The 21,690-nt window shown below is 60.5% G+C and carries 19 protein-coding genes; 5 read left to right on the top strand and 14 right to left on the bottom strand.

What is annotated here, in order from left to right; all coding sequences use genetic code 11:
- Window positions 1–9: 9 nt before the first annotated feature.
- Entirely contained in the window at window positions 10–1,260 is a 1,251-nt protein-coding gene (locus tag BLP82_RS04295) for an iron-containing redox enzyme family protein (RefSeq protein WP_092165596.1), read from the bottom strand.
- 622 nt (window positions 1,261–1,882) lie between these two features.
- Window positions 1,883–3,280, bottom strand: a complete 1,398-nt coding sequence (gabP, locus tag BLP82_RS04290; protein WP_092165594.1) for a GABA permease — start codon at window positions 3,278–3,280, stop codon at window positions 1,883–1,885.
- 438 nt (window positions 3,281–3,718) lie between these two features.
- On the opposite strand from gabP, the gene BLP82_RS04285 reads away from it, so the two are divergent.
- Complete coding sequence (locus BLP82_RS04285) at window positions 3,719–4,330, top strand: TetR/AcrR family transcriptional regulator (RefSeq protein ID WP_072410139.1); 612 nt, start codon at window positions 3,719–3,721, stop codon at window positions 4,328–4,330.
- A gap of 51 nt (window positions 4,331–4,381) precedes the next feature.
- On the opposite strand, the gene BLP82_RS04280 is transcribed toward BLP82_RS04285, so the two are convergent.
- The 3 genes from BLP82_RS04280 to BLP82_RS04270 form a co-directional block, all read right to left on the bottom strand.
- Complete coding sequence (locus BLP82_RS04280; protein ID WP_092165592.1) at window positions 4,382–5,485, bottom strand: polyamine ABC transporter substrate-binding protein; 1,104 nt, start codon at window positions 5,483–5,485, stop codon at window positions 4,382–4,384.
- A gap of 38 nt (window positions 5,486–5,523) precedes the next feature.
- Window positions 5,524–6,861 (bottom strand): alginate export family protein, encoded by a 1,338-nt coding sequence (locus BLP82_RS04275; RefSeq protein WP_092165591.1) that lies wholly within the window; start codon window positions 6,859–6,861, stop codon window positions 5,524–5,526.
- A 115-nt stretch (window positions 6,862–6,976) separates the two neighbouring features.
- Window positions 6,977–8,239 carry a serine hydrolase domain-containing protein gene (locus tag BLP82_RS04270; protein WP_092165590.1) on the bottom strand — a complete coding sequence of 421 codons (1,263 nt, stop codon included), beginning with the start codon at window positions 8,237–8,239 and terminating at the stop codon, window positions 6,977–6,979.
- 316 nt (window positions 8,240–8,555) lie between these two features.
- Here BLP82_RS04270 and BLP82_RS04265 point away from each other — a divergent pair, with 316 nt between their 5' ends.
- Window positions 8,556–9,659: a sigma-54 interaction domain-containing protein gene (locus BLP82_RS04265; RefSeq protein ID WP_092165589.1), complete on the top strand. Its 1,104-nt coding sequence runs from the start codon at window positions 8,556–8,558 to the stop codon at window positions 9,657–9,659.
- 180 nt (window positions 9,660–9,839) lie between these two features.
- Here the strand turns inward: BLP82_RS04265 and BLP82_RS04260 are convergent, their stop codons facing one another.
- The 8 genes from BLP82_RS04260 to msuE form a co-directional block, all read right to left on the bottom strand.
- Window positions 9,840–10,601, bottom strand: coding sequence for an ABC transporter ATP-binding protein (locus BLP82_RS04260; RefSeq protein ID WP_092165588.1), 762 nt, complete (start codon window positions 10,599–10,601; stop codon window positions 9,840–9,842).
- A 56-nt stretch (window positions 10,602–10,657) separates the two neighbouring features.
- The gene (locus tag BLP82_RS04255) at window positions 10,658–11,983 is read right to left on the bottom strand and encodes an ABC transporter substrate-binding protein (protein ID WP_092165587.1); all 1,326 of its coding nucleotides are present in this window, start codon (window positions 11,981–11,983) and stop codon (window positions 10,658–10,660) included.
- Window positions 11,984–12,055: 72 nt separating this feature from the next.
- Complete coding sequence (locus BLP82_RS04250; RefSeq protein ID WP_092165586.1) at window positions 12,056–13,123, bottom strand: branched-chain amino acid ABC transporter permease; 1,068 nt, start codon at window positions 13,121–13,123, stop codon at window positions 12,056–12,058.
- 11 nt (window positions 13,124–13,134) lie between these two features.
- Complete coding sequence (locus tag BLP82_RS04245) at window positions 13,135–14,016, bottom strand: branched-chain amino acid ABC transporter permease (RefSeq protein ID WP_092165585.1); 882 nt, start codon at window positions 14,014–14,016, stop codon at window positions 13,135–13,137.
- Window positions 14,017–14,083: 67 nt separating this feature from the next.
- Window positions 14,084–14,866 (bottom strand): ABC transporter ATP-binding protein, encoded by a 783-nt coding sequence (locus BLP82_RS04240; RefSeq protein WP_092165584.1) that lies wholly within the window; start codon window positions 14,864–14,866, stop codon window positions 14,084–14,086.
- Window positions 14,867–14,879: 13 nt separating this feature from the next.
- Window positions 14,880–16,040: an AMP-binding protein gene (locus BLP82_RS04235; protein WP_092165583.1), complete on the bottom strand. Its 1,161-nt coding sequence runs from the start codon at window positions 16,038–16,040 to the stop codon at window positions 14,880–14,882.
- A gap of 14 nt (window positions 16,041–16,054) precedes the next feature.
- Window positions 16,055–17,152, bottom strand: coding sequence for a dimethylsulfone monooxygenase SfnG (gene sfnG / locus BLP82_RS04230; protein ID WP_092165582.1), 1,098 nt, complete (start codon window positions 17,150–17,152; stop codon window positions 16,055–16,057).
- 39 nt (window positions 17,153–17,191) lie between these two features.
- Window positions 17,192–17,755 carry an FMN reductase gene (gene msuE, locus BLP82_RS04225; protein WP_092165580.1) on the bottom strand — a complete coding sequence of 188 codons (564 nt, stop codon included), beginning with the start codon at window positions 17,753–17,755 and terminating at the stop codon, window positions 17,192–17,194.
- A 377-nt stretch (window positions 17,756–18,132) separates the two neighbouring features.
- Here msuE and BLP82_RS04220 point away from each other — a divergent pair, with 377 nt between their 5' ends.
- A complete protein-coding gene (locus tag BLP82_RS04220) occupies window positions 18,133–19,377 on the top strand; it encodes an acyl-CoA dehydrogenase family protein (RefSeq protein WP_092165578.1) in 1,245 nt (414 codons plus the stop codon).
- A 427-nt stretch (window positions 19,378–19,804) separates the two neighbouring features.
- The gene (locus BLP82_RS04215; protein ID WP_256576543.1) at window positions 19,805–20,530 is read left to right on the top strand and encodes a CPBP family intramembrane glutamic endopeptidase; all 726 of its coding nucleotides are present in this window, start codon (window positions 19,805–19,807) and stop codon (window positions 20,528–20,530) included.
- Between the two features lie 33 nt (window positions 20,531–20,563).
- Here BLP82_RS04215 and BLP82_RS04210 read toward each other — a convergent pair whose 3' ends face one another.
- Complete coding sequence (locus tag BLP82_RS04210; protein ID WP_092165574.1) at window positions 20,564–21,190, bottom strand: hypothetical protein; 627 nt, start codon at window positions 21,188–21,190, stop codon at window positions 20,564–20,566.
- Between the two features lie 113 nt (window positions 21,191–21,303).
- Here BLP82_RS04210 and BLP82_RS04205 point away from each other — a divergent pair, with 113 nt between their 5' ends.
- Window positions 21,304–21,681, top strand: a complete 378-nt coding sequence (locus BLP82_RS04205) for a hypothetical protein (RefSeq protein ID WP_092165572.1) — start codon at window positions 21,304–21,306, stop codon at window positions 21,679–21,681.
- Window positions 21,682–21,690 lie beyond the last annotated feature (9 nt).

Genomic DNA, 21,690 nt, shown 5'->3' with positions numbered 1-21,690 from the left:
TTATTGATATTAGTTATAACGCGCGCCGTCGCTCCCGGCTTTTAAATGGGCAGCGGTAAACGGTGGAAGACGGATGAGCCCGGACTCGGCTGAAGGGCTCGCAGCCAGAGGATCGGTGAGAAAAATCTTGCTGTCACCTTGAAGGTCGACAATGATTTCCCGGGCCGAAAAAAGATGCTCCGTCGCGCCAGGAGCCACTCGATTGGAAAGGGACAGGCTTGAATTCGCCGCGGCGGCAGGCTCCGCAACGGTACCATTAAGTATTTGATGATCAAGTTCAAGACCGAAGATATCTTGATAGATCATCAATTCCACAAAACCGCGCAAAATATGAGGCGCGGCGTCATCACCGAAACGATCCAGCGCATGGCCAATCAGATTATCAAGCACCCAGCGACCATGGGCTTGGTCGACCGAGGTATGAACATCGAAATAATGACAATCCACCTTCCCTCGGTATATCTCGCGAACCGATTCCCCCAACTGTTTTTGCCACACGATAAAACAGGCTTCATTACGGAAAAAAGCGCCGAGGTAACGCAAGAACTTACTCTTGTCGTGACAGATTTGGTACGTGTAGGCCGAAACCAACATGTTGCTGGTGAGGAAATGATCCTGATACGCATCCGGCGTATCGCTCAGCCCCAGATCAAGCATGGTTTTTTCGTACAAGTGGCTGTGCTTGTCTTCCGGCACACCATTTCCCATTTCATCTTGATACACCCGCAGCAGATGTGACTGCAGGGTGCCGAACGCGCCAGTTGCGTACAGGCCCATCGGAGCCCCTTCAATAAGAAACTCAATTGAGAACTGTGTCAGCAAGCTCCTCATCAGTCCCTGGGCATTAGGGTTGTTGAGAATATAGGAGAGCGTCGGATCGAAGTCGCCATTCTTCAGGCGAGCAAACTCTTCATCCAAGTGAATGCCAAAAAAAGTCCTCAACTGTTCGGCCGAGACGGAGAAATCAACTTTATCCAACTGTGCACTGACCGGGGCAAACACAACAGCCTCAAGGGTTCGCAACTCATCCAGCGCTTTCTTACTCTTGTCCCGACCGTATCGCTCATCAAGATGCTGCTGAATATCCCCATCAATTTCTTTATTCAGAAAGAGCATGTCTTGCTCATAACAACCGATCAGACGCTTCACATTTTTATTCATGCGAACACCCAGCAACTCCTCCGTGGCCAGGTCAAGTTTGACCGACTGCCCATTGGGAAGCTGGTAATCTAGGTAAATGGAGCCATCCAAATATTTCATAGAATCCCTTTCTCTCAGGTGTTATTGCCCCTGCACCAAGAGACTGGCACAAAGGTTTATTGAGTCGATTGTTTTATTTCATTTAGGTGAAATACTTTTATCGGGTCAGGAACCAAGCCTCGATAAAAATGAGGGCGTGAAACAGCAAGAGCCTGCTGCCTGACGAGGAAACAAGGTACGGGAGTACAAAGTCGGAAGCGGCAGGAAGCCGCGCAGATAGTTAAGAACAACAGGAAAGATCGAGGCGTGCGGAGAGGAACAGAAGTGCATTTAATTCATTCCTTGAATAACTTTTCCTGGATCCAATCTTATAGTTGTAAAAATGTCGCTGTCAACGTGAAAAAACACAAACAGATGTTCAATATTATTCTCACAGCTTTTAAGTCCCTACAAAACCGAGGGCATGACTTTTTAAAAAAAACCAGCACTTTCAAGGCTTAGTAAAAAGTGGCTGATGCCAAGCACAGTAAAAAATAATTTACACCCGATAAGGCCAAAGCTTTTTTGTACACGCCGGTCGGATTCAGGCTTGTTCAATCTTGAGTAGACAATTAAGACCGGCCCTCTCAGCGCAACCAGAATTGCATGCCTACAGGGCCAAAGGAGACGGAGGCAGGCTGGGTCACCCCAGGGAAGCAACCTGCTCAGGGCGCGGCTGCCGCGACGTCGCCAGGCCGATAAAGGAAATGCCCAGCGCCAGGCCCAGGGTGGTACTGACCTCGCTGCGGTGCTCGGGGGTGATCATCATGACCGCCAGCGCCGCCGAGATGAACACGATGACCAACCAGGTCAGCCAAGGGAACAGCCACATGCGAAAAGGCAGCTCGATGTTCTGCCGTTGCATCATCCGGCGCATGCGCAGCTGCGAGATGGCGATCACCAGGTACACCAGCAAGGCGATGGCGCCGGAGCTGGCGAGCAGGAACTGGAACAGGCCGGCGGGCATGAAGTAGCTGAACAAAGTGACACCCGCGCCCAACACGGTACTGGCAATCACCGCGGACCGTGGCACACCGGCCGAGGAAGTGGCCTTAAAGGCCTTTGGCGCATCGCCACGGCGCCCCAGGGAATACAACATCCGCGAGGCGATGTAGATCGAAGAATTCATGCAACTGGCCACGGCGATCAGCACCACCACATCCACCAGGAATTTGGCGTGGGGAATGTTCATCAGTTCCAGGGCCCGCTGGTAGGAACCGACTGAAGCCAGGAGCGGATCGTTCCAGGGCACCACGGAAATGACCACGAAGATCGACAACAGGTAGAACACACCGATACGCCAGATCACCGAACGAGTGGCCTTGGCGATGTTCTGCGCAGGGTTATCGGATTCGGCGGCGGCGATCGTCACCGCCTCCGTACCGATGAAGCTGAACATGATGGTGATGAACGCGCCCACCACCGCCGACAGGCCGTTGGGGGCGAACCCGCCATGCTCCTCCATCAAGCGGCTCAGGCCACTGGCTTCACGCTCGGGAATCCAGCCCATCAACACCGCGAAACCCAGGGAGATGAAGCCGATGATCGCCACGACCTTGGCCATGGCGAACCAGAACTCGAACTCACCGTATTTCGACACGCTGAACAGATTCGTCACGGCCAGCAGAACGATCGACACCGAGGCGAACAGCCAGGCATCGACGGCGGGAAACCATTGGTTGAGTACATGACCGGCGGCCAACGCTTCGATGGGAATCACCAGCACCCAGAACCACCAGTAGAGCCAACCGATGGTGAAGCCTGCCCAGCGCCCGATGGCCTGATCGGCATAGGTGGAGAAGGAGCCGGTGTCCGGGTTGGCGACGGCCATCTCGCCCAGCATGCGCATGACCAGGACCACCAACAGCCCGGAAAACAGATAGGCCAGCATGACGGCCGGGCCGGCGGCGGCAATGGCATGGCCCGATCCCACGAACAGACCCGCACCGATGATTCCGGCAATGGACAGCATGGTGACGTGACGAGGCTTGAAGCCCTGTGCCAGATGGCCGTTCGAGTCCTTGAAGCTGGGGCTGGTCATTTTCTTATTCTCTTGTGATCGAACATTGAGACGCGCGCAGGGACAGTCGGTATTGCTGGTTTGCCCGCCCCTCCTGGAAGCGGCACCGTTTGGTTGTGTTGATCCACCCTGGGCGAACGTGCGCACTTGCGGTGAAAAGTCGCGCCACGTTACCTGCCTTCCCTCTCGAGTCAGTTACCTGAACGCGCCATCTCTGTGCCTGATTTCGCCACGTGAGGCATGGCGTTTTGCCTCTTGCCAGGCGTCTGGACCGCGGTATTCAGCTACGTCGTCGAGGGGCGGCAACGAAATAAATCCTTTAAAAACTTTACTGGGTTAAGTATTTTGCATGCCTATGCCCGGCCTGTTGCTAACCGCAAGCCCTGTGGGAGCGAGCCTGCTCGCTCCCACATTGGTGTGCCATGGCCTTTACCTCTTCTTTACGACAAGGACCCTCCCGTGAGCGGACTGCGTGAACGTCAAAAAGCCGAACGCCGGCAAGCCATCAGCAAGGCGGCGGTCGAACTGTTCGAGCGCCAGGGTTTCCAGAACACCACCATCGAACAGATCGCCAGCCAGGCCGGCGTATCGGCTCCCACGGTGTTCAAGTACTTCGGCAACAAGCAGGAGATCATCCTGGAAATCCTGCACGACGCCGACCAGCGCGCGCTCACGGACACCCGCAGCCGGATGCCTGAAATCGAGGACCCGGTCCAAGCGCTGTGTTATCTGGAGCGGCTGTTGACCGGTTACGCACTGGAGGTCATGCACCCAAGCCTGTGGCGCGAGTTGCTGCCGCTGATCCTGTTTGGTGGCGATAACGGGCTGCCCGAGGGGTATCGCGCCATGAACGATGCGCTCAGGGCCGAAATCAGTGGGCTGATCAGGGAATTGCAACAGGCCGGCAAATTACGCGCCGACCTGGACGTCGACCTCGCCGCGTTCCTGTTGAACGACTATTCGCACTTGCAGCTGTTCAGGCTGGTCAACCAGGAACAACCGGATATCGAGGCACACTCCACACAGGTCCGGCGGATCACCGAATTGCTCTTCCTGGGCATGCGCGCCTGAGGGAGGCCCCCACTGATACGAACCCGGCGCCGCAGCGCCGGGTCACGCTGATCAGTGATGGGTCTTGATGCCGATCCAGGTGCGGGTGCGGATCCGCTCCACGGCGGCCGGCACCGGCTCCAGGGCGAACAGGGTCTTGCGCGCCTCGTCCGGCACATACATGGCGGGGTTGTTGCGAATGTCGGCATTGACCAACGCAGTGGCGTCCTTGTTCGGGTTGGGGTAACCGATCTTGTTGCTGATCCGCGCGATGACATCCGGACGCAAGATGTAATTGATGAATGCGTAGGCTTCCTTGGCATGAGGAGCGTTGGCGGGGACCATCATCACATCCGACCACATCGGCGCACCTTCCTTGGGCAGCACCATTTCCACCTTGACCCCCTTCCCTGCATCTTCGGCCAGTCGCTTGGCCAGGGCCACCCCTCCGGACCAACCCACCCCTACGCAGATCTCACCGTTGGCCAGGTCCATGCCATAGCGTGACGAATTGAAGTAGGTGATGTAAGGCCGGACCTTGAGCATGGCCGCCTGCGCCTTTGCGTAGTCCTCACGTTTCTGGCTGTTGGGGTCCAGCCCTTCGTAGTGCAAGGCAATGGGCACGATCTCGTTGGCGGCGTCCAGCAGACCGACGCCACAACTGGCCAGCTTGGCCATGTTCTCTTCCTTGAAAAGGATGTCCCAAGTGTTCATCTGCACATCGGCCCCCAATACCTGGCGTACCTTGTCGACGTTGTAGCCGATCAGGGTCGTACCCCACAGGTACGGTGCGGCATAGCGGTTGCCCGGATCGCCCACCGCCTCCAGCGTCTTCATGAACTCAGGGTCCAGATGCTGCCAGTTCGGCAACTGGCTGCGGTCCAGAGGCTCGACGGCGCCCGCGGCGATCAGGTGACTGACGTTGGAGCTGCTCGGGTAGACCACGTCATACCCGGAGTTGCCGGTCAGGAGCTTGGATTCCAATGTTTCGACACTGTCGAAGACGTCATAGATGGGACGAATGCCGGTTTCCTCTTCGAAACTCTTGAGGATTTCAGGCGGCAGGTACTCGATCCAGTTGTAGATCCGCACCGTCCGTTCCTCGGCCAGGCTCGCGCCGCTGACCAGCATCGAAACGACAGCGCCCAGCAAGGTGTTGCGCAAAAACAGGTTCATGATCAAACACTCCAGCGCGGCCGCGAAGGCTCGCGGCACTAATAGCGGTAGGTGAAGTAGAGTTCCAGCGCGCTGAATTTCCGGTCGTCGCCGAAGACCTGTTTGGCCGCCGCCATGGGTTTGACCCAGTTGTACGACAGCGAGGTGGACAACGACTTCGACGGCGCCCAATCCAGGAAGACTACACTCTCGTCGGCAAAACGCCGGTCGCTGACGGCGGTGCCCATGTAGTTTTTTTCGTCGAGCCAGAACTGGTAGTGGATCACACCGAGGGTGAGGGTTTCGTTGAGGTGGGTCTTGAGTGAGAACTGCTGGACGTTTTCGTTGCTGTTGAACATCAGGTAGTTGCCGACGACATCGCCGATCAGCCAGGTGCTCCAGTCGACGAAGCCCTTGCTCAACGGGTCCCAGGCTTTCTGCTGGTTGTCGGTGAGGTTGTCGTCGCCGGAAAAGCTCGCGTAGCGGTAGCCGATCACCGGGGTCAACGGCAGCGTGCTGAAGGTGTAATCCGCCTGGCCGTACCAGGCCTTGGCATCGTAATCCACGCCTTCGCCGCTCCCCCGTTCCAAGGCATATTCGGCATTCAGGCTCAGGTCGGCGATGCCCGGGAGCTTGGCGTTCAACGCCCTGACGTTATACACCAGCATGCCATCGCGGCGACGCGGCAAGGTACTGCCCTTGGGCCCCATGGCCTTGACCTTCAACGCGGTGGCGCCCAACGTCACCTGGTCGTCGAGGTTGTAGTCCAGGTTCACGCCGCTCATGCGAAAGTCACCCAGGTCGCTGTCGGTCCCCAGGCTGAAGCCCTGGACCTTCAACGCGCCATGGTCCCAGGCGACCACTGCAGAATCCTTGAAGGCGGTGCGTGGGGCGAGCCAATAGGCACCGTCGTTCAACTGGTCGAGGTTGCCATCCATCACGATGAAACCGTTGCCGATCATGTAATTCTGGCGACCGCCCGTAACCGTCCACTCCCCGGCGCGGAAACCGCCATAGAACTCTTCGGTCGACACCTTGCCGTCGGAACTGCGGGTGAAGCCACCGGCATCGCCATCCCCGAAGGTGGTCGCCCCCACCAGGGAGCCGCCGGCCAGCAGGCTGAAATCCGGCTGCACGGCATACTCCAACTTGACGCCCGGCTTGACGTAGAACTCCTGCCAGTCGATTTTCGTGCCGCCATTCTTGCCGCTGCGCATGTCCACCACGCCGCCGCCAAAGTTGACGTTGCGGGTGGACAGGACCGCGCCACCGGCCGTTAAGTTGACCTCGCCCTTGAGGTTGCCCTCCTCGAAGGTGTAGCCCGCCCAGGCAACCTGGGCGGTCAAGGGTAACCCGAGCACGAGGAACGTTCGGGACAAACGCATCATGGAAACCATATGGAGCTCCTGTTGATTATTGTTGTTACAGGGCAGTGAATGGCGGCGCAAACCCGCGCCAACACCTGGCTGGGCCGGGTGAGCGGAACGAAACTCTTGTGTTTATCGGATGAACTCAGGGCGTCAGTTGCGCCGCGATGGCACGCAGCATGCGCACGCTGTCGCCGTCGAAGAGGCTGACGGCGTCGCTCAGGGACGACTGCTTGACGATCACCACGCCGGACGGTTTGTCGATGAACAGGTATTGGCCATGGATGCCACCGGCCATGAGCGCCTGGCTGTGGTCGTTGAAGACATACCACTGGCTGCGGTAGGACGCGCCAGGGGTCCAGCTCGAAAAGTCGGCGCAGGCGGCATAGATGGTGGGGTCGGCGCCAGCGGCGATACCGGCGAGCGCCTCTGCCGAGAGCAGTTGTCGCCCCTGCTGGCGGCCATCGTTGGCCAGCAGGCGGCCGAAGCGCGCCATGTCACGCAAGGTCGCGCTGAACCCGGCACCGGCCACACTGCGGCCCCAGGGATCCGCCAGAAAGTAGCCGTCACGTTCACAGCCCAACTGGCTCCAGACCTCCTGCAGCAACTGATGACAGGCCTTGCCGGACGCCCGCTCCATGACCCACGCCAATGCCTCGGTGGTGGCCGTCACGTAATGGAAAAAACCGCCGTGATTGCCGCGCTTTCTCAAGGATGGCAAGTACTGGTACAGGGATTCGAACGTCGTGTACTGCGCTGGCGCCGGCTGGAAACCGCAGGCGTAGCCGTATTGGGAGCTCTCTGAATCCGGGTCCTCATAGACCTCGCTGTAATCGACGGCCACGGCCATGTCGAACAGCTGGCGCACGGTCGCATCGCCGAACGCGCTGCCCATCAGTTCCGGTACGTAATGGGCGGCCGTCAGCGTCGGGTCCAACAGGCCTTCGCAGACCAGTTGCTCGCCCAGGGCACCGATCAGCGACTTGGTCACCGAAAACATGATGTGTCGGTCCTGGGGGCACTGGCCATTGAAGTAGCGCTCGAACAGTACGGTGTCGCCCTTAAGGACCAGGAACCCATCGGTCTGGCTGGCGATCAAGTGGTCGATCACGCTGATGCTCAAGCCACACTCGCTGGCGAAGTGCAGCTCATCCAGCGGCTGGAGTGCCTGCTTGAACGCGCTGACCGGCCCGGTGCCGGCCCGCACATCGATGGAAGGACGCAAGCGCGCCAGGTTACGGAAACCCCATTGGCTGTAGGGCGGGCTCATCCAGTTGTGCCAGGTGACGCGGCGGTGGGGTTCGGCGGGAAAGCCTTGCATGAGCGAAGGCGCCAGGCGTGCGTCAGAAGGCGATTCGTGAGTCTCGACGTAGAGACTGGCCAGTGAAGGCACGGTGTTCTGATTCATTGGGTTGCCCCTGGGAAATGACTCTGCGTGAAAGCAGATGCAGGAGAATAATTACTCGATGTAATTTTTTAGTCAATAAAACTTTTTATCGACATTGCTTGCCAATCTGGATCCCTTGACCACCGTGCCTGCGGGAGCAAGCCTCGCTCTCACCCTCGGCCCAGTCCTAAGCAAATAACTTAAAGTTATTTATTATCATTTTTTTAGATCATTTAGATTAAGCCTTAAGCCCAAAGGCTTACCGCGGTGGTGCCATCAAGGAACGTTGGCACTCACCCACCTTCCGTCACGGCAATCTCATTAACGGGCCACCGTCATGCAGCTTCTAACGCTACCTCCCTCTCCCGGCCTGGCCACCTCGATTCGTGCCACGGCCCAGGTCTTCGAAGACCCCACCTCCCGCGCCTTGCTGGAACACCTGCAACAAGTAGCACCCAGTGATGCCAGCGTGTTGATCATCGGCCAGACCGGCACCGGCAAGGAACTGGTGGCGCGCCACGTGCACAACCTCAGCGCCCGTCGCCACAAGCCGTTCGTTGCGGTCAACTGCGGGGCGTTTTCCGAGACCCTGGTGGAGGCCGAGCTGTTCGGCCACGAAAAAGGCGCCTTTACCGGCGCGTTGACGGCCAAGGCCGGCTGGTTCGAGGAAGCCGATGGCGGCACCCTGTTCCTTGATGAAATCGGTGATTTGCCGCTGCCGATCCAGGTCAAGTTGCTCCGGGTATTGCAGGAGCGCGAAGTGGTTCGACTGGGTTCGCGCAAGAGCATCAAGATCGATGTGCGTGTATTGGCGGCCACCAACGTACAGCTGGAAAAAGCCATCAATGCCGGGCACTTTCGCGAAGACCTCTATTACCGCCTGAACGTGGTCAGCCTGGCGCTCAAGCCGCTGCGCGAACGTCCCGGCGACATCCTGCCGTTGATACGCCACTTCATTGCGCAGTACAGCCACAGGCTCGGGCACGGTGAGGTGACGCTGGATGCCCAGGCGCAACGCAAGTTGCTCGACTACTCCTGGCCGGGGAACATCCGCGAACTGGAAAACGTCATCCACCACACGCTGCTGATTTGCCGCAACAAAGTGATTGGCGTGCAAGACCTGCATCTGTCGAACTTTCGTATCGAGCGCCAGGACAACCCACCGCAAGCAACTCCTCAAAGTGCAGAGGCGCTCTTGCAGAAAGCCTTCGAGAAACTGCTCGAGCAGGAGCATGGCGATGTGTATGAAAAGGTCGAGGCCGAGTTGTTGCGCACCGCCTACCGATACGCCAATTGCAATCAGGTCCATACCGCCAGCCTGCTGGGCCTGAGTCGCAACGTCACCCGCACGTTGCTGATCAGGATCGGCGAACTGGTGGTCAACAAACGCCGCCCCGCGCTCAGTACGCGGGACGGCCAGGTCATCAACCTTTCAACCTGAGTTCGCCACAAAAGCCAGGTGCGTCCCTTTTTTGTGGCGAGGGGATTTATCCCCGCTGGGCTGCGCAGCAGCCCCAAGACCTGTCCCTGATGTATCAGGCCGACCGCGTTCAACCTGCTTGGGGTCGTTGCGCGCCCAACGGGGATAAATCCCCTCGCCACAGGGTCATGTCAGCGGTGCTCACAGCGCTGCTGTTCGCGCGCCCAGGTAGAAATCCTGGAGATCGCTGCGGGCCGCCAGTTGTTCGGCGCTGCCTTCGCTGACCACCCGACCGCTTTCCAACACGTAGCCATGGTGGGCGTAACGCAAGGCGACATTGATGTTCTGCTCGGCGATCAAGAAGCTCACACCCTCACGCTGATTGAGTTGCCGGACGATCTCGAAGATTTCCTCGACGATCTGCGGCGCCAACCCCATCGACGGTTCGTCCAGCAAGACCAGTTGCGGCCTGGCCATCAGCGCGCGACCTATCGCGATCATCTGTTGCTCGCCGCCCGAGGTGTAGCCGGCCAGGCTTTTGCGCCGCAGTTTCAGCCGGGGGAAATGGCCGTAAACCGATTCCAGGTCAGCCAGCAACTGGCGCCGCGGCACCTGGCGCGCCAGGGCACCGGCCAGCAGGTTTTCCTCCACGGTCAACTGGGCGAAGCAATGCCGACCTTCCAGCACTTGCACCAGGCCACTCGCCGCCAAGGTGTGAGGCGCACTGCGGGTCACGTCGCGCCCCTGGTAGACAATCCGCCCCCGCACCACCTCGCCCCGTTCGGCACGCACCAGGTTGGAGGCCGCCTTCAGCGTGGTGCTTTTACCCGCGCCGTTGGCGCCCAGCAGCACCACGACCTGCCCTTTTCCCACCTCCAGCGACACGCTGCGCACCGCCAGGATGGTCTGTTCGTAGAGCACTTCAATATCGTCGATCTGCAGGATCGGCACGTTCGTCGCCATGCTGTTTCGCCTTTTCAGATAGCGACCGGACGCGTGCGCCCGATTGCCGCGATGCCTCAGGATTCCTTGTTGCAATCACGCGGGGTAATGCCTTTTTCCCGGGCGTACTGGTGCGAAGACGCTTCGATGATCGGCCGCAACAGGGCGCGGTCGGCCTGCACCCAGTCACTGATCAGCTTCCACTGGGTACCGTCCCATTGCTGGAAGCGCACCGCACCGCCGCCTTCATGGTCCGAGCATGACAACTGCAACGGCTGCACCAGGCCCAACGCCCCCAGTTCCTTGAGCCGGGCGTCGTCGAGCTTGAGGTTCTCGAAGCCCCAACGCACCTGCTCACCCGTCAGGGGTTGCTTGCCGAATTTCTGCTGGGCAATGCGCAGGGCTTCTACGTTGAGGATGCCGTTGACCACGCCGAGGTTGTAGTACACGGTGCCGAACCGCTTGAGATCGGCCAGGTCGCCATGGCCGGCGTCGACCACTTGCTGCTTGATGCCCTGCAACACCGGGAAATCAGTACCTGAAGGGTGCGTGGTGATGGCGATGAAGCCCTTGGCCGCGGCACCGGCCGGCGCGGCGTCATCTTCGGAGTTGCTCCAGATGTTGCCGATGATGTGGTCGGCCGGGAAACCGACTTTCTGCGCGGTTTTCAGCGCCACCGGGTTCATCACCCCCCAACCGCGCAGGATCACCCAATCGGGTTTTTCCCGGCGAATATTCAGCCACTGCGACTGCTGTTCGTTGCCGGGGTGCGGCACCTCCAGCAAGGTCAGCGCAAAACCGTATTTGTCGGCCAGGGTTTGCAGGACCTCATTGGTTTCCTTGCCATAGGGCGAGCCGTGGTACAGGGTAACGATCTTCAAGCCCTTGAGCTTGTCCAACCCGCCAGCGCGCTGGCCGATGTAATTGATGATCGCCGAGACCTCGGAATACGGGTTCAACTGCAACGGGAAAACGTAGGGGAACACGCTGCCATCGGTGGAATCCGTGCGCCCATGGTTGATGGTGATCAGCGGCAGTTTGTCGGCTGTCGAGCGCTCCAGCGTGGCGTAGGCGATGCCCACCGACAGCGGATTGGTGGCAGCCGCCGGAGCGCCGTTCAAGCCTTTCTTCAGGCGTTCGTAGCACTCCACGCCTTTCTCGACCACGTATTCGGTCTCGCACTCACTCCAGGTCAGCTTGACGCCGTTCACGCCGCCATTGGCGTTGACGTACTTGAGGTAGTCGATGAAGCCGCCGAAAAAACCGGTGCCGCCGGCGGCATAAGGGCCGACGCGATAGCTTTGCAGCGGGAAGTATTGTTCGTTGTCCGCCTGGACGGTGAACGCCGCGGCGGTGAGGCTCAGGGCCAGTGCCAGGCTGCTGGCGAATGATCGTTTGAACATCGGATTTTCCTTGTTATGAAGCCATGGATAAGCCAACAAAATGGAACTGCAAACCCGCGTTGTGCGGTTCGCTCAGTAGCGCAACGGCCACAGCCGTGCGCGCTGGCGAAATCTCTGCCAGAGGCGCGCAAGGCCCTCTGGCTCCTTGATCAGGAACAGGATGATCAGGGCGCCGAATATCATCTTCTGCAGGTTCTCCACCTGGCCGGCGTCCACCAGCCCGCCGGGCAGCAGCGACACCAGGTTCGAAAGCAACACCGGAAACAGCACGATGAAAGCCGCGCCGAGGAAGTTGCCCAGCAGGCTGCCGAGGCCGCCGATAATGATGATGAACAGGATCTGGAACGAGCGGTTCAGATCGAAGCCGTGGGGCTCCACGGTGCCCAGGTAAGCGAAGGCCCACAGGGCACCGGCCACGCCGAGGAAAAACCCACTGATGGCGAACGCCAGCAGCTTGGTCTTCGCCAGGGGAATACCGATGATCGCAGCGGCGGTGTCCATGTCGCGCACCGCCATCCAGTTGCGCCCCAACTCGCTGCGCACCAGGTTCTTGCCCAGCCAGAACAGCGCTACCACCACGCTCAGGGTCAACAGATAGCGGCCGGCCGGCGCGTCGAGGTTCACCCCGAAGACCTCCAGGCGCGGCGCACTGATCACGCCCGAGGCGCTGTTGTTGGAAAACCAGCTGAACCGGGTCAACGCCCAGGTCACGAAGAACTGCGCCGCCAGGGTCGAGACCAGCAGGTAGAAGCCCTTGATGCGCAGGCTCGGCAGGCCGAACAGCACCGCCACCAGCGCCGCCGTCAACCCGCCCAGGGCGATACTGACCAACAACGGCAAGCCGGCGACCCGTATTTCAAGGTTGTAGGTGGCGAAGGCGCCTACCGCCATGAACGCCGCCGAACCGAGGGACAGTTGCCCGGCATAACCGGTGAGCAAATTGAGCCCCAACCCGGCCAGGGACAGCACCAGAAACGGAATCAGGATCGCGCTGAACCAGTAGTCATTGCCCAGCCAGGGCACCACGACGAAGGCAAACAGCAGCGATGCGGCCAGCCCTTGACGGTCCTGGCGCAGGGCGAAGAACCGGCGGTCCTGGGCATAGCGGGTGTTGAACTGGCCTGTTTCTCGATAAAACATGATGCGCTCCCCTAAACCCGTTCGATGACCCGTTCGCCAAACAACCCCGCCGGACGCACCAGCAAAAACACCAGCGCCAGCACGTAGGGAAACCAGTTCTCGATGCCGCTGCCGATGAAGGGCCCGAGGTAAACCTCCGCCAGCTTCTCCGAGGCACCGATGATCAAGCCGCCGACAATCGCCCCGCTGATGGAGGTGAAGCCGCCGATGATCAGCACCGGCAAGGCCTTGAGCACCACCAGTGAGAGTGAGAACTGCACGCCCAGGCGAGCGCCCCAGAGCAGGCCGGCGACCAGCCCGACAAACCCCGCCACTGCCCACACCACCACCCAGACCCGCTGCAAACGAATGCCCACGGCCAACGCCGCCAGCGGGTCATCGGCCACCGCCCGCAACGACAATCCGAGCCGGGTCTTGTTGAACAGCCAGGACAACAGCAGCACCAGGAACGCCGCGGTCAATGCGGCAAAAATGTCGAACTGCGACAACAGCATCCCGCCCAACTCCAGCGGCTCATCGCTGATACCCAGTTCCAGGCCATGCACCTGGGCGCCCCACAGGGCCTGGGCGAACCCTTCGATGACGTAGGACAGCCCGAGGGTGGCCATGAACAGCGTGATCGGCGAACGGTTGACCAAGGGCCGTAGCACCACCCGCTCCACCGCCACCGCGATCAGCACCATGGCCGCCAGGCTGATGACGAACGCCAGCCAGAACGGCACACCGCGCTCCAGCAGGCTGACGAAGGTCAGCGCCGAGAACAGCACCATCGCGCCCTGGGCAAAATTGAACACCCCGGAGGCCTTGTAGATCAGCACGAAACCGATGGCCACCAAGGCGTACATCACCCCGGCCAACAACCCGCCAATCAATACTTCAAAGAAAAATTCCATCGCCGCTCCTATTCTGCGGACGCAACTTGCCTGCCCTCCCTGGTGGGAAGGTGGCGAATATCCGGTATCAGTGGCGAGTGCCCAGGTAGGCCGAAATGACCTCGGGGTTCTGCCGTACGTCTTCAGGCGAGCCGTCGCCGATCTTGCGACCGTAATCGAGCACCACCACGTGGTCGCTGATGTCCATGACCACGCCGATATCGTGCTCGATCAACACCACCGTCGTGCCCAGCTCACGGTTGATGTCGACGATAAAGCGGCTCATCTGCTGCTTCTCGTCGGCGTTCATCCCGGCCATGGGCTCGTCCAGCAGCAACAGCCGGGGCTCCGCCGCCAGCGCGCGGGCCAGCTCCACCCGTTTCTGCAAGCCATAGGGCAGCGTGCCCACCAGGACGTCGCGCCAAGGCTGCAAATGCAGGAATGCGATGACACGCTCGGCCGCTTCGCGCTGGCGGTCATCCTCGGCCCGGGCGCGACCGATGCGCAGCGCCTGTTCGATCCAGGTGCTGCGGCGCTTGAGGTTGCGTCCGGTGAGCACGTTGTCGAGCACGCTCATGCCCTTGAACAGCGCGATATTCTGGAATGTCCGGGCAATGCCGCGAACCGCCACGTCGTAGGGGCGCATCCGGCGCCGCTCCTGTCGATCAAAACGGATGTGCCCGTCCTGGGCCTGGTACACACCGCTGATGACGTTCAGCAGCGAACTCTTGCCGGCGCCGTTGGGGCCGATCAAGGCGCAGATCTCACCGGCGGCGACGCGAAAGCTGATGTCCGTGACCGCTTTGACACCTTTGAATGACAGCGAAATATGCTCCAGCTCCAGCAAATGCGTGATGGCCGTCTGGGTCATGGGGCGTCTCCTCTCAGGCCAGTTGCGACTGGAGGCCCGTCCAGTCATCGGTGGTGTGCTGCACCAGGTTCGGCGGCGCTTGCCAGTGGGCCCCGTCGTCCCACTGGCGAACCTCGATACCCAAGGCCTGGAAAAATGCCTGGGTTTCGGGCGGCAATGCATCGCCCACCAGCAGCGGCGCGCGGGTCCGGGAAAACCCCAGCACGTCGCGCAACGGCCGGCGCACCAGCCAGTCCCCCAGATACCGTTGCAACAGCCTCGGCTGCGCTGCCAACGCCCAGTCCACCAGCCAGCGCGACCCACTGCCCGGCTCCGGCAAACGTTCCAGCGCATAGCGGTGCAAACGCTGGTAGGTTTCCCGCGTCCCGGCCACCAGCGTCGGGCCCAGCTCGCGACGGTCGCGATCACGGGTCGCCAGGCTCTCAGGGAAGTTCAGGCGAAAACCGGCCATCAACCAGGGCGCCAGCAGATAGCGAGCTTGCCCGCCCGAGGCGAACGCCCGTGCGGCCAATGCCTCTTCCTGCCGGCCCAGGCCTTCGCGCGTCACCAACCGCTGGCCCTCCTGCAGCAGCTCGGCGTGGCTGACGCGTTGCTCCTCCATCGCCCGTCCACTTCCGCGATAAAAAACAAAGGCCGTCTGCAGCACTTGCCCTTGCGGGGCCAGGTCAACGATTGGCCGCTCGGCAGCCAACGCCGCGTAATCCAGCGCTTGCGCAAATGGCGTCGAATCCGACAGGCCACGCTTGTCGAGGTAGACCCACACCCCCACGGCCACCTGCGCCGCACGCAGACGCAGCATTTCTTCCACGCCTTCGACCAGGACGAAATCCGGCTGCAGCGTGCCGAGCAATTGCACCTGTCCGGCCGATGCGTCCAACGGGTCGAACAGACTCGCCACGCCGCCCAGCCATTGCGCGGCCAAGGCGGCAAGCAGTGCCTGCGGCCTGGGTCGACTGATGATCGTCAGGGTTGCGCCCGCCGCAAAACCACGGGTTTGCAGGGCACTCGCGAAACGGCGCACCTCGTCGGTCACGTGCGCCCAGGTCCGCTCCTGCCAGACACCCAGGTGCTTGTGGCGTAGCGCGACATCCGTGCCATGCTCCAGCGCCTGGCGCTGCAACCACTGGGGCAAGCTGGCCGGGACCGCGTCGAGGGTATCGATGAACGTGCCCATGCTGCCTCCCGCGCCTAAGCGACCGCCGCCGTTTTGGCTGCCACCTTGCGTTGCTCCAGCTCACGCACCAGCGGCAGGACCTTACGGCCGAAATACTCGACTTCTTCCTGGAAGTGCAGGAAACCGGCGAGCACCAGATCCACGCCTACCGCCTTGAGCGCGACGATGCGTTCGGCGATCTGCTGCGGCGTGCCGATCAAGTTGGTCTTGAAGCCATCGTTGTATTGCACCAGGTCCTCGAAGCTGGACTTGGCCCAGTTGCCCTCGCCTTCCGGGCTGGACTTGCCGGCCTGCTTCGCCGCATCGCCAAAGGCATTGACGGCCTCGGGATCGGCCTGGTCGATGATCTGGGCGAGGACCGCACGCGCCTCTTCTTCCGTGTCGCGGGCAATGACAAAGGCGTTAACGCCGACCTTGACCTTGTGGTTGTTGGCCGCGGCTTTCGCCTGGAGGTCATCGATCTGCGCCTTGACGCCTTCCACGGTATTGCCGTTGGTGAAGTACCAGTCCGATACCCGGGAGGCCATGTCCCGAGCCGCACGTGAGCTGCCGCCCTGGAAGATCTCCGGGTGCTGCTGCAGTGGTTTGGGCTTGAGGGTGTAGTCGTGGAAGCGGTAGAAATCACCGCGCAAGGTGAAGTTGTCGGTGGTCCAGATGCCCTTGAGCGCAGTGATGAATTCTTCGGAACGGCGATAGCGCTCATCGTGCTCCAGCCACGGCTCGCCAATGGCCGTGAACTCGCCCTTGAACCAGCCCGACACGATGTTGACCGCCACACGGCCGCCGGTCAGGTGGTCGATGGTTGCGATCTGCTTGGCCAACACCGACGGCGTCCACGGCCCCGGCAGTACCGCGGCGATGACTTTCAGGCGCGTGGTGGCGGCCAGCAAGGCATGACTGAACGCGACGGACTCGTGCTGGTATTCAGCACCGTAGCCGGCGGTAAAGCGCACTTGGGACAGCGCGTAGTCGAAACCGGCCGCTTCAGCGATCTGCGCCAGCTTGCGGTTGTAGTCGATGCCCCAGTCGGTGCGTTGTTCGATTTTGCTGACTACCAGACCGCCACTGACGTTGGGCACCCAGTAGGCAAATTTGATCGTGTCCTGGCTCATTGCATGTACTCCACGGCTCGTTTTGAAAGGAAAAATGGATCAGGCAGCACTGGCGTCACGCCGGGCGCCCGGGACCAGGCTCAGCAACGCCGACTCGACGGCGCGCTCGATACGCTCCAGCACCTGTGCACTGGAGATCCGGTATTGGCTGAAATCGGTTTCGCTGGCATAGACCCCCACTGGCAGGCTGAGGGCCTGGAAGAAGCCGAACAGGGGTCGCAACTGGTGGTCGATCATCAAGGCATGGCGATCCGAGCCACCTGTCGCGGCCAACAGCACCGGTATGTTCTTGAGGGCTTCGTGATGAACGAAATCGAACAGGTGCTTGAACAGGCCGGTGTACGAGGCTCGGTACACCGGGCTGGCGGCGATCAACAGATCGGCCGATTCAATGGCATGCAGATCCTCCTGCACGGCAGCCGGCAACGCCTCGCGATGCAACACCCCGGCGAACTGTGGACCGACCTTGGCCAATTCGATCAAGCGCACCTCGATCGGCAGTTGCTGCCCGAGCCGATCCACCAACGCCTGGAGCAGTGCCAGGGTGCGTGACGGGTGCTGCACGCTGCCTGACACCGCCACCACTTTGAATTGCTTGCTCATCGCTTACCCCATGCCTGGAGACGCCACCTCGGCGTCTGCACAAGGTGTAGAGCAGCAACCGTGCCAGTTGAATATTTCCTTATTAATCAAATAATTAAATGACACTCCCAATCACTGCACTGTCGCCCGACGGACAAGCTGTTGGTCCGCTGTTGCCTGGCCAACACCCGGCCTGTCGATGTCCGTCGCGGCAACTGTTGCCCGGCACACAGTTGCGCAACAGATTGTCCGTGGCCAGCACAGCCCTTGCGCCGATGAACGCCGTATGGGCCCCGCATTTACGGGCGTTGGACCTCGGGCATGGACTGTGCAATGGCCTTTGGCACCGGCAGATTTTTCCCCTGCCCGCCGACTCGCCATCAAGAAGGAAGATCAACATGACCGCACAGCAACACCACCTGCCGCCGATCCTTTCCACGGGCACCGACTATGAGCCCCTGGCCGAACGCTTCCGGCCGATCTTTGCGCGCATCCAGGCTGGAGCCCTGGAGCGTGAGCAGACACGCAGCCTGCCCTTTGAACAGGTGAAATGGCTGAAGGAAGCCGGCTTTGGCGCCGTCCGCGTACCGGTCGAATATGGCGGCGCCGGGGCTTCGTTGCCGCAGCTCTTGCAATTACTGATCGAACTGGCTGAAGCCGATTCCAACCTGCCCCAGGCCTTGCGCGGGCACTTCGCATTCGTCGAGGACCGCCTCAACGCCCACGCCAGTAGCCCACAGGACACCTGGTTCAAGCGCTTTGTCGAGGGTGAGTTGGTGGGCAATGCCTGGACGGAAGTCGGCGCGGTGAAAATCGGCGAAGTCGTCACCCGGGTTTCCCACCAGGGTGATCAGTGGGTCGTCAACGGCACCAAGTACTACAGCACCGGCAGCATCTTCGCCGACTGGATCGACGTGTATGCCCAGCGCGACGACAACGGCGCCGACGTGATTGCCGCCGTCCGTGTGCACCAGCCGGGCGTCAAGCAAAGCGATGACTGGGACGGCTTCGGCCAACGCACCACCGGCAGCGGGACGTCGGTGTTCGAGAATGCGTTGGTCGAGGCGGAAAATCTCATCGATTTCTCTACCCGCTTCAAATACCAGACCGCGTTTTATCAACTGGTGCTGCTGGCCGTGCTGACCGGCACCGGCCGCGCGGCGGTTCATGACATCACCGAGCAAGTGCGCAAACGCACGCGGGTCTTCAGCACCGGCAATGCCAGCGAAGTGAGCCAGGACGTGCAAGTGCAACAGGTGGTCGGCAGGGCATCGGCCCAGGTCTACGCCGCCGAAGCCACCACCCTGCGCGCCGCGAGCGCCTCCCAGCGCGCTTACGAAAGCCGCTTCAGCCAGGACGCCGAAACCGAGCACACCGCCAACATCGCCGCCGAACTGGAGTCGGCCCAGGCCCAGGTGGTGATTTCCGACCTGGTGTTGCGCGCCACCAGCGACCTGTTCAATGCCCTCGGTGCTTCGGCCACCAGCACCAGCAAGGCCCTCGACCGTCACTGGCGCAATGGCCGCACTGCTGCCTCGCATAATCCGTTGATCTATAAGGAGCGCATCATCGGTGATTGGGAAATCAACGGCACGGAACCGCCGTATGTCTGGCAGATTGGCGGGGGCTCGAAGCAGCTTTGAGCAGGCTTGCTCGCGATAGCGGCGGTTCAGCTACATGGATATTGGGCTGGCTGGCCTCATCGCGAGCAAGCTCGCCCACATTGGATCTTCAGCGGACACAATATCCGCGTGCACCCGGAATCCTTCTGTGGGAGCTGGCTTGCTCGCGAAGAGGCCAGCACATTCAACATCTTCATTGACTGTGACGCCGCCTTCGCGAGCAAGCCCGCTCCCACAGGGGGTCTGGGTTGACCATAGGCTTCGTGCCCACTGGAGATCGCCTGCTCGCGATGGCGGCGGCGCAGTTGCATGGATGCCTGTTCCTTACGCCACACGTTCGACGTAGTGAGATGCCAATTGCCTACCTCCGCACAAAGCCAAGAGGAACTCATCCCAGACGATCAAAACACTGGCATCATGCCTTTTTCCTTGCACTCATGGAGTGACTGTGACGAATCTAAGTGCCGCTCCTGAGTTTGCAACCGCCGCCACTTCATCGCCCTACCGCTTCTTTCCCCGACTCGGGATGTTGATGCTGGCCACTCTGGTCGTCTTCCTGGCCGCGATACCCGAGGTTCTTTTCGTACCCGCGGACATGCAGACCTATCTGATGTTCACGACCACCTCGGGGCTCACCGCACTCGTTCTCCTCGGCCTCTTCGCCCTGCAATACCGTGCCGATTCACGCCCGCAGTGGCGCGGTCATGCCATTGGCAAACCCCTGCGGTGGGGAGCGATCGGCATTATCGGGACCTACCTGCTTTTCGGGGTTGCCGTCTTCGTGCTCGGGTTACCCCGTGAGGTGTTCATGGCCGAGCTTCTGGACGGGCTCAACCGTTGGCAGGCCGCGATCAAGATTGCCTCGCTGATCGTGCTGCCGCCCATCGCCGAAGAGCTGTTCTTCCGCCATTACATGTTCCGGCTGTTTCCCTACGAGAACAGCCGTGCCTGGACATGGATCGCGATCATCGTGACGTCGGCCGTCTTCGCCGGCATGCACATCCAATACGGGAACTGGATGACGATCGTGCTGATCTTCGCCTGTGGAGGCGTGTTCGCCATCGCCAGGGTGGTCAGCGGCGGCCTGCTGGTGCCAGTGCTCCTGCATTCGCTGACCGAGATTGTCGCACTGAGCGCTGACCAGTCTTTCTCGCTGATGGGGCTTTACGGTTGAGCCAGCGGTGCCAGGCAGCGGCCCTCCACGGCTTCACGGCGCCTGAACCTCGACGGGTGGCAGAAGGAACTCGCCCATCTGCGGGTAGTGCATGGTCAGGACTGCCCACCTCAGCCCCTCCACGCCTGGCACGGTGCCTGATGCCTTGGACGAATGCTCGACGTAGCCGGCATATTCCTCGACATACTCGAGATGCTTTTCCCAGCGCGCCTGATCAAAGTTCACGCCAAAGATGATGACACTGCCCGTTGCCACCTTTTCCGCCTGGGCTTTCAAGCGGGTCATGTACCAATAGTCCTTGGCCGCGCTTTCAAACATCTTGCCCTGGTTGGCATTGAAGAAAGGTGTCTTGAGTTCAATGAAGTGAAAGCGCTTTTCATCCTGGTCGCGAATCCACAAATCGCATTGCTTGGAAGCAATGTCCATCAGCGACCAACGCTGATCGAGCTTCACTTTGTACTCGACGCCAACATCCGCCAGTTCGCGGTCGGGGCCACGAAGCCCACGGGCCTGGATCAGCCAGAAATAAAACTCGAACTTCAACCAGCCCTCGAAACCGTTGGCCAGGGCACTGATGGATGACGGCAGGTATTTGCGGTCCTCTTCCCACGATTGCATGAATGCACAGAATGCTGAAGCGACGTTTTGGATGCCGGGCATGGGTTACTTCCTTGTATTGGCCAAAAGACTGTAGGCATAGTGCCACCACTCTGCTGACGGCTACAATGCCAAGCTATGATTGGCAAACGTCAGCACCCCAAACAAGGTCAGCAATGAACACTCACACCGCATGCCTCGGACTGCTTGCCTTGACGCTCCCCTTCCTGTGCGAGCCCGTCCAGGCCTCGACGTGGCAGATCTGCCAGATGGAGCTGCGTATCGTCGAGGTCCTGAAACAACCCTACCCGCAACTTCAGGCGCAGATCGTGAAAGCCAGGCCGAAATCCACCTCGGTGGAGTGCCCCGCGCAAGGCTCGCTGTTGACCTTCACCCCGGAAACCCCGGACTACCAAGCCACGCTCCCCCGCCGACAATGGCCCGGCAAAGGGCAGTCGGTACGGGTGGACTACCGCTACCTGGATGGCATCTGTAAAGGCGACGGTAATTCGCATCCGTGCCGTATCAAGCACTACCCCATGATGGGTCGATAGTCGGGCAGC

This window comes from Pseudomonas sp. NFACC37-1 (genome assembly GCF_900101575.1).
GTDB classification, from domain to species: Bacteria; Pseudomonadota; Gammaproteobacteria; order Pseudomonadales; family Pseudomonadaceae; genus Aquipseudomonas; species Aquipseudomonas fluorescens_AA.
Note: the sequence above shows the minus strand (reverse complement) of the source record. Positions and strands in the feature narration are given on the sequence as shown.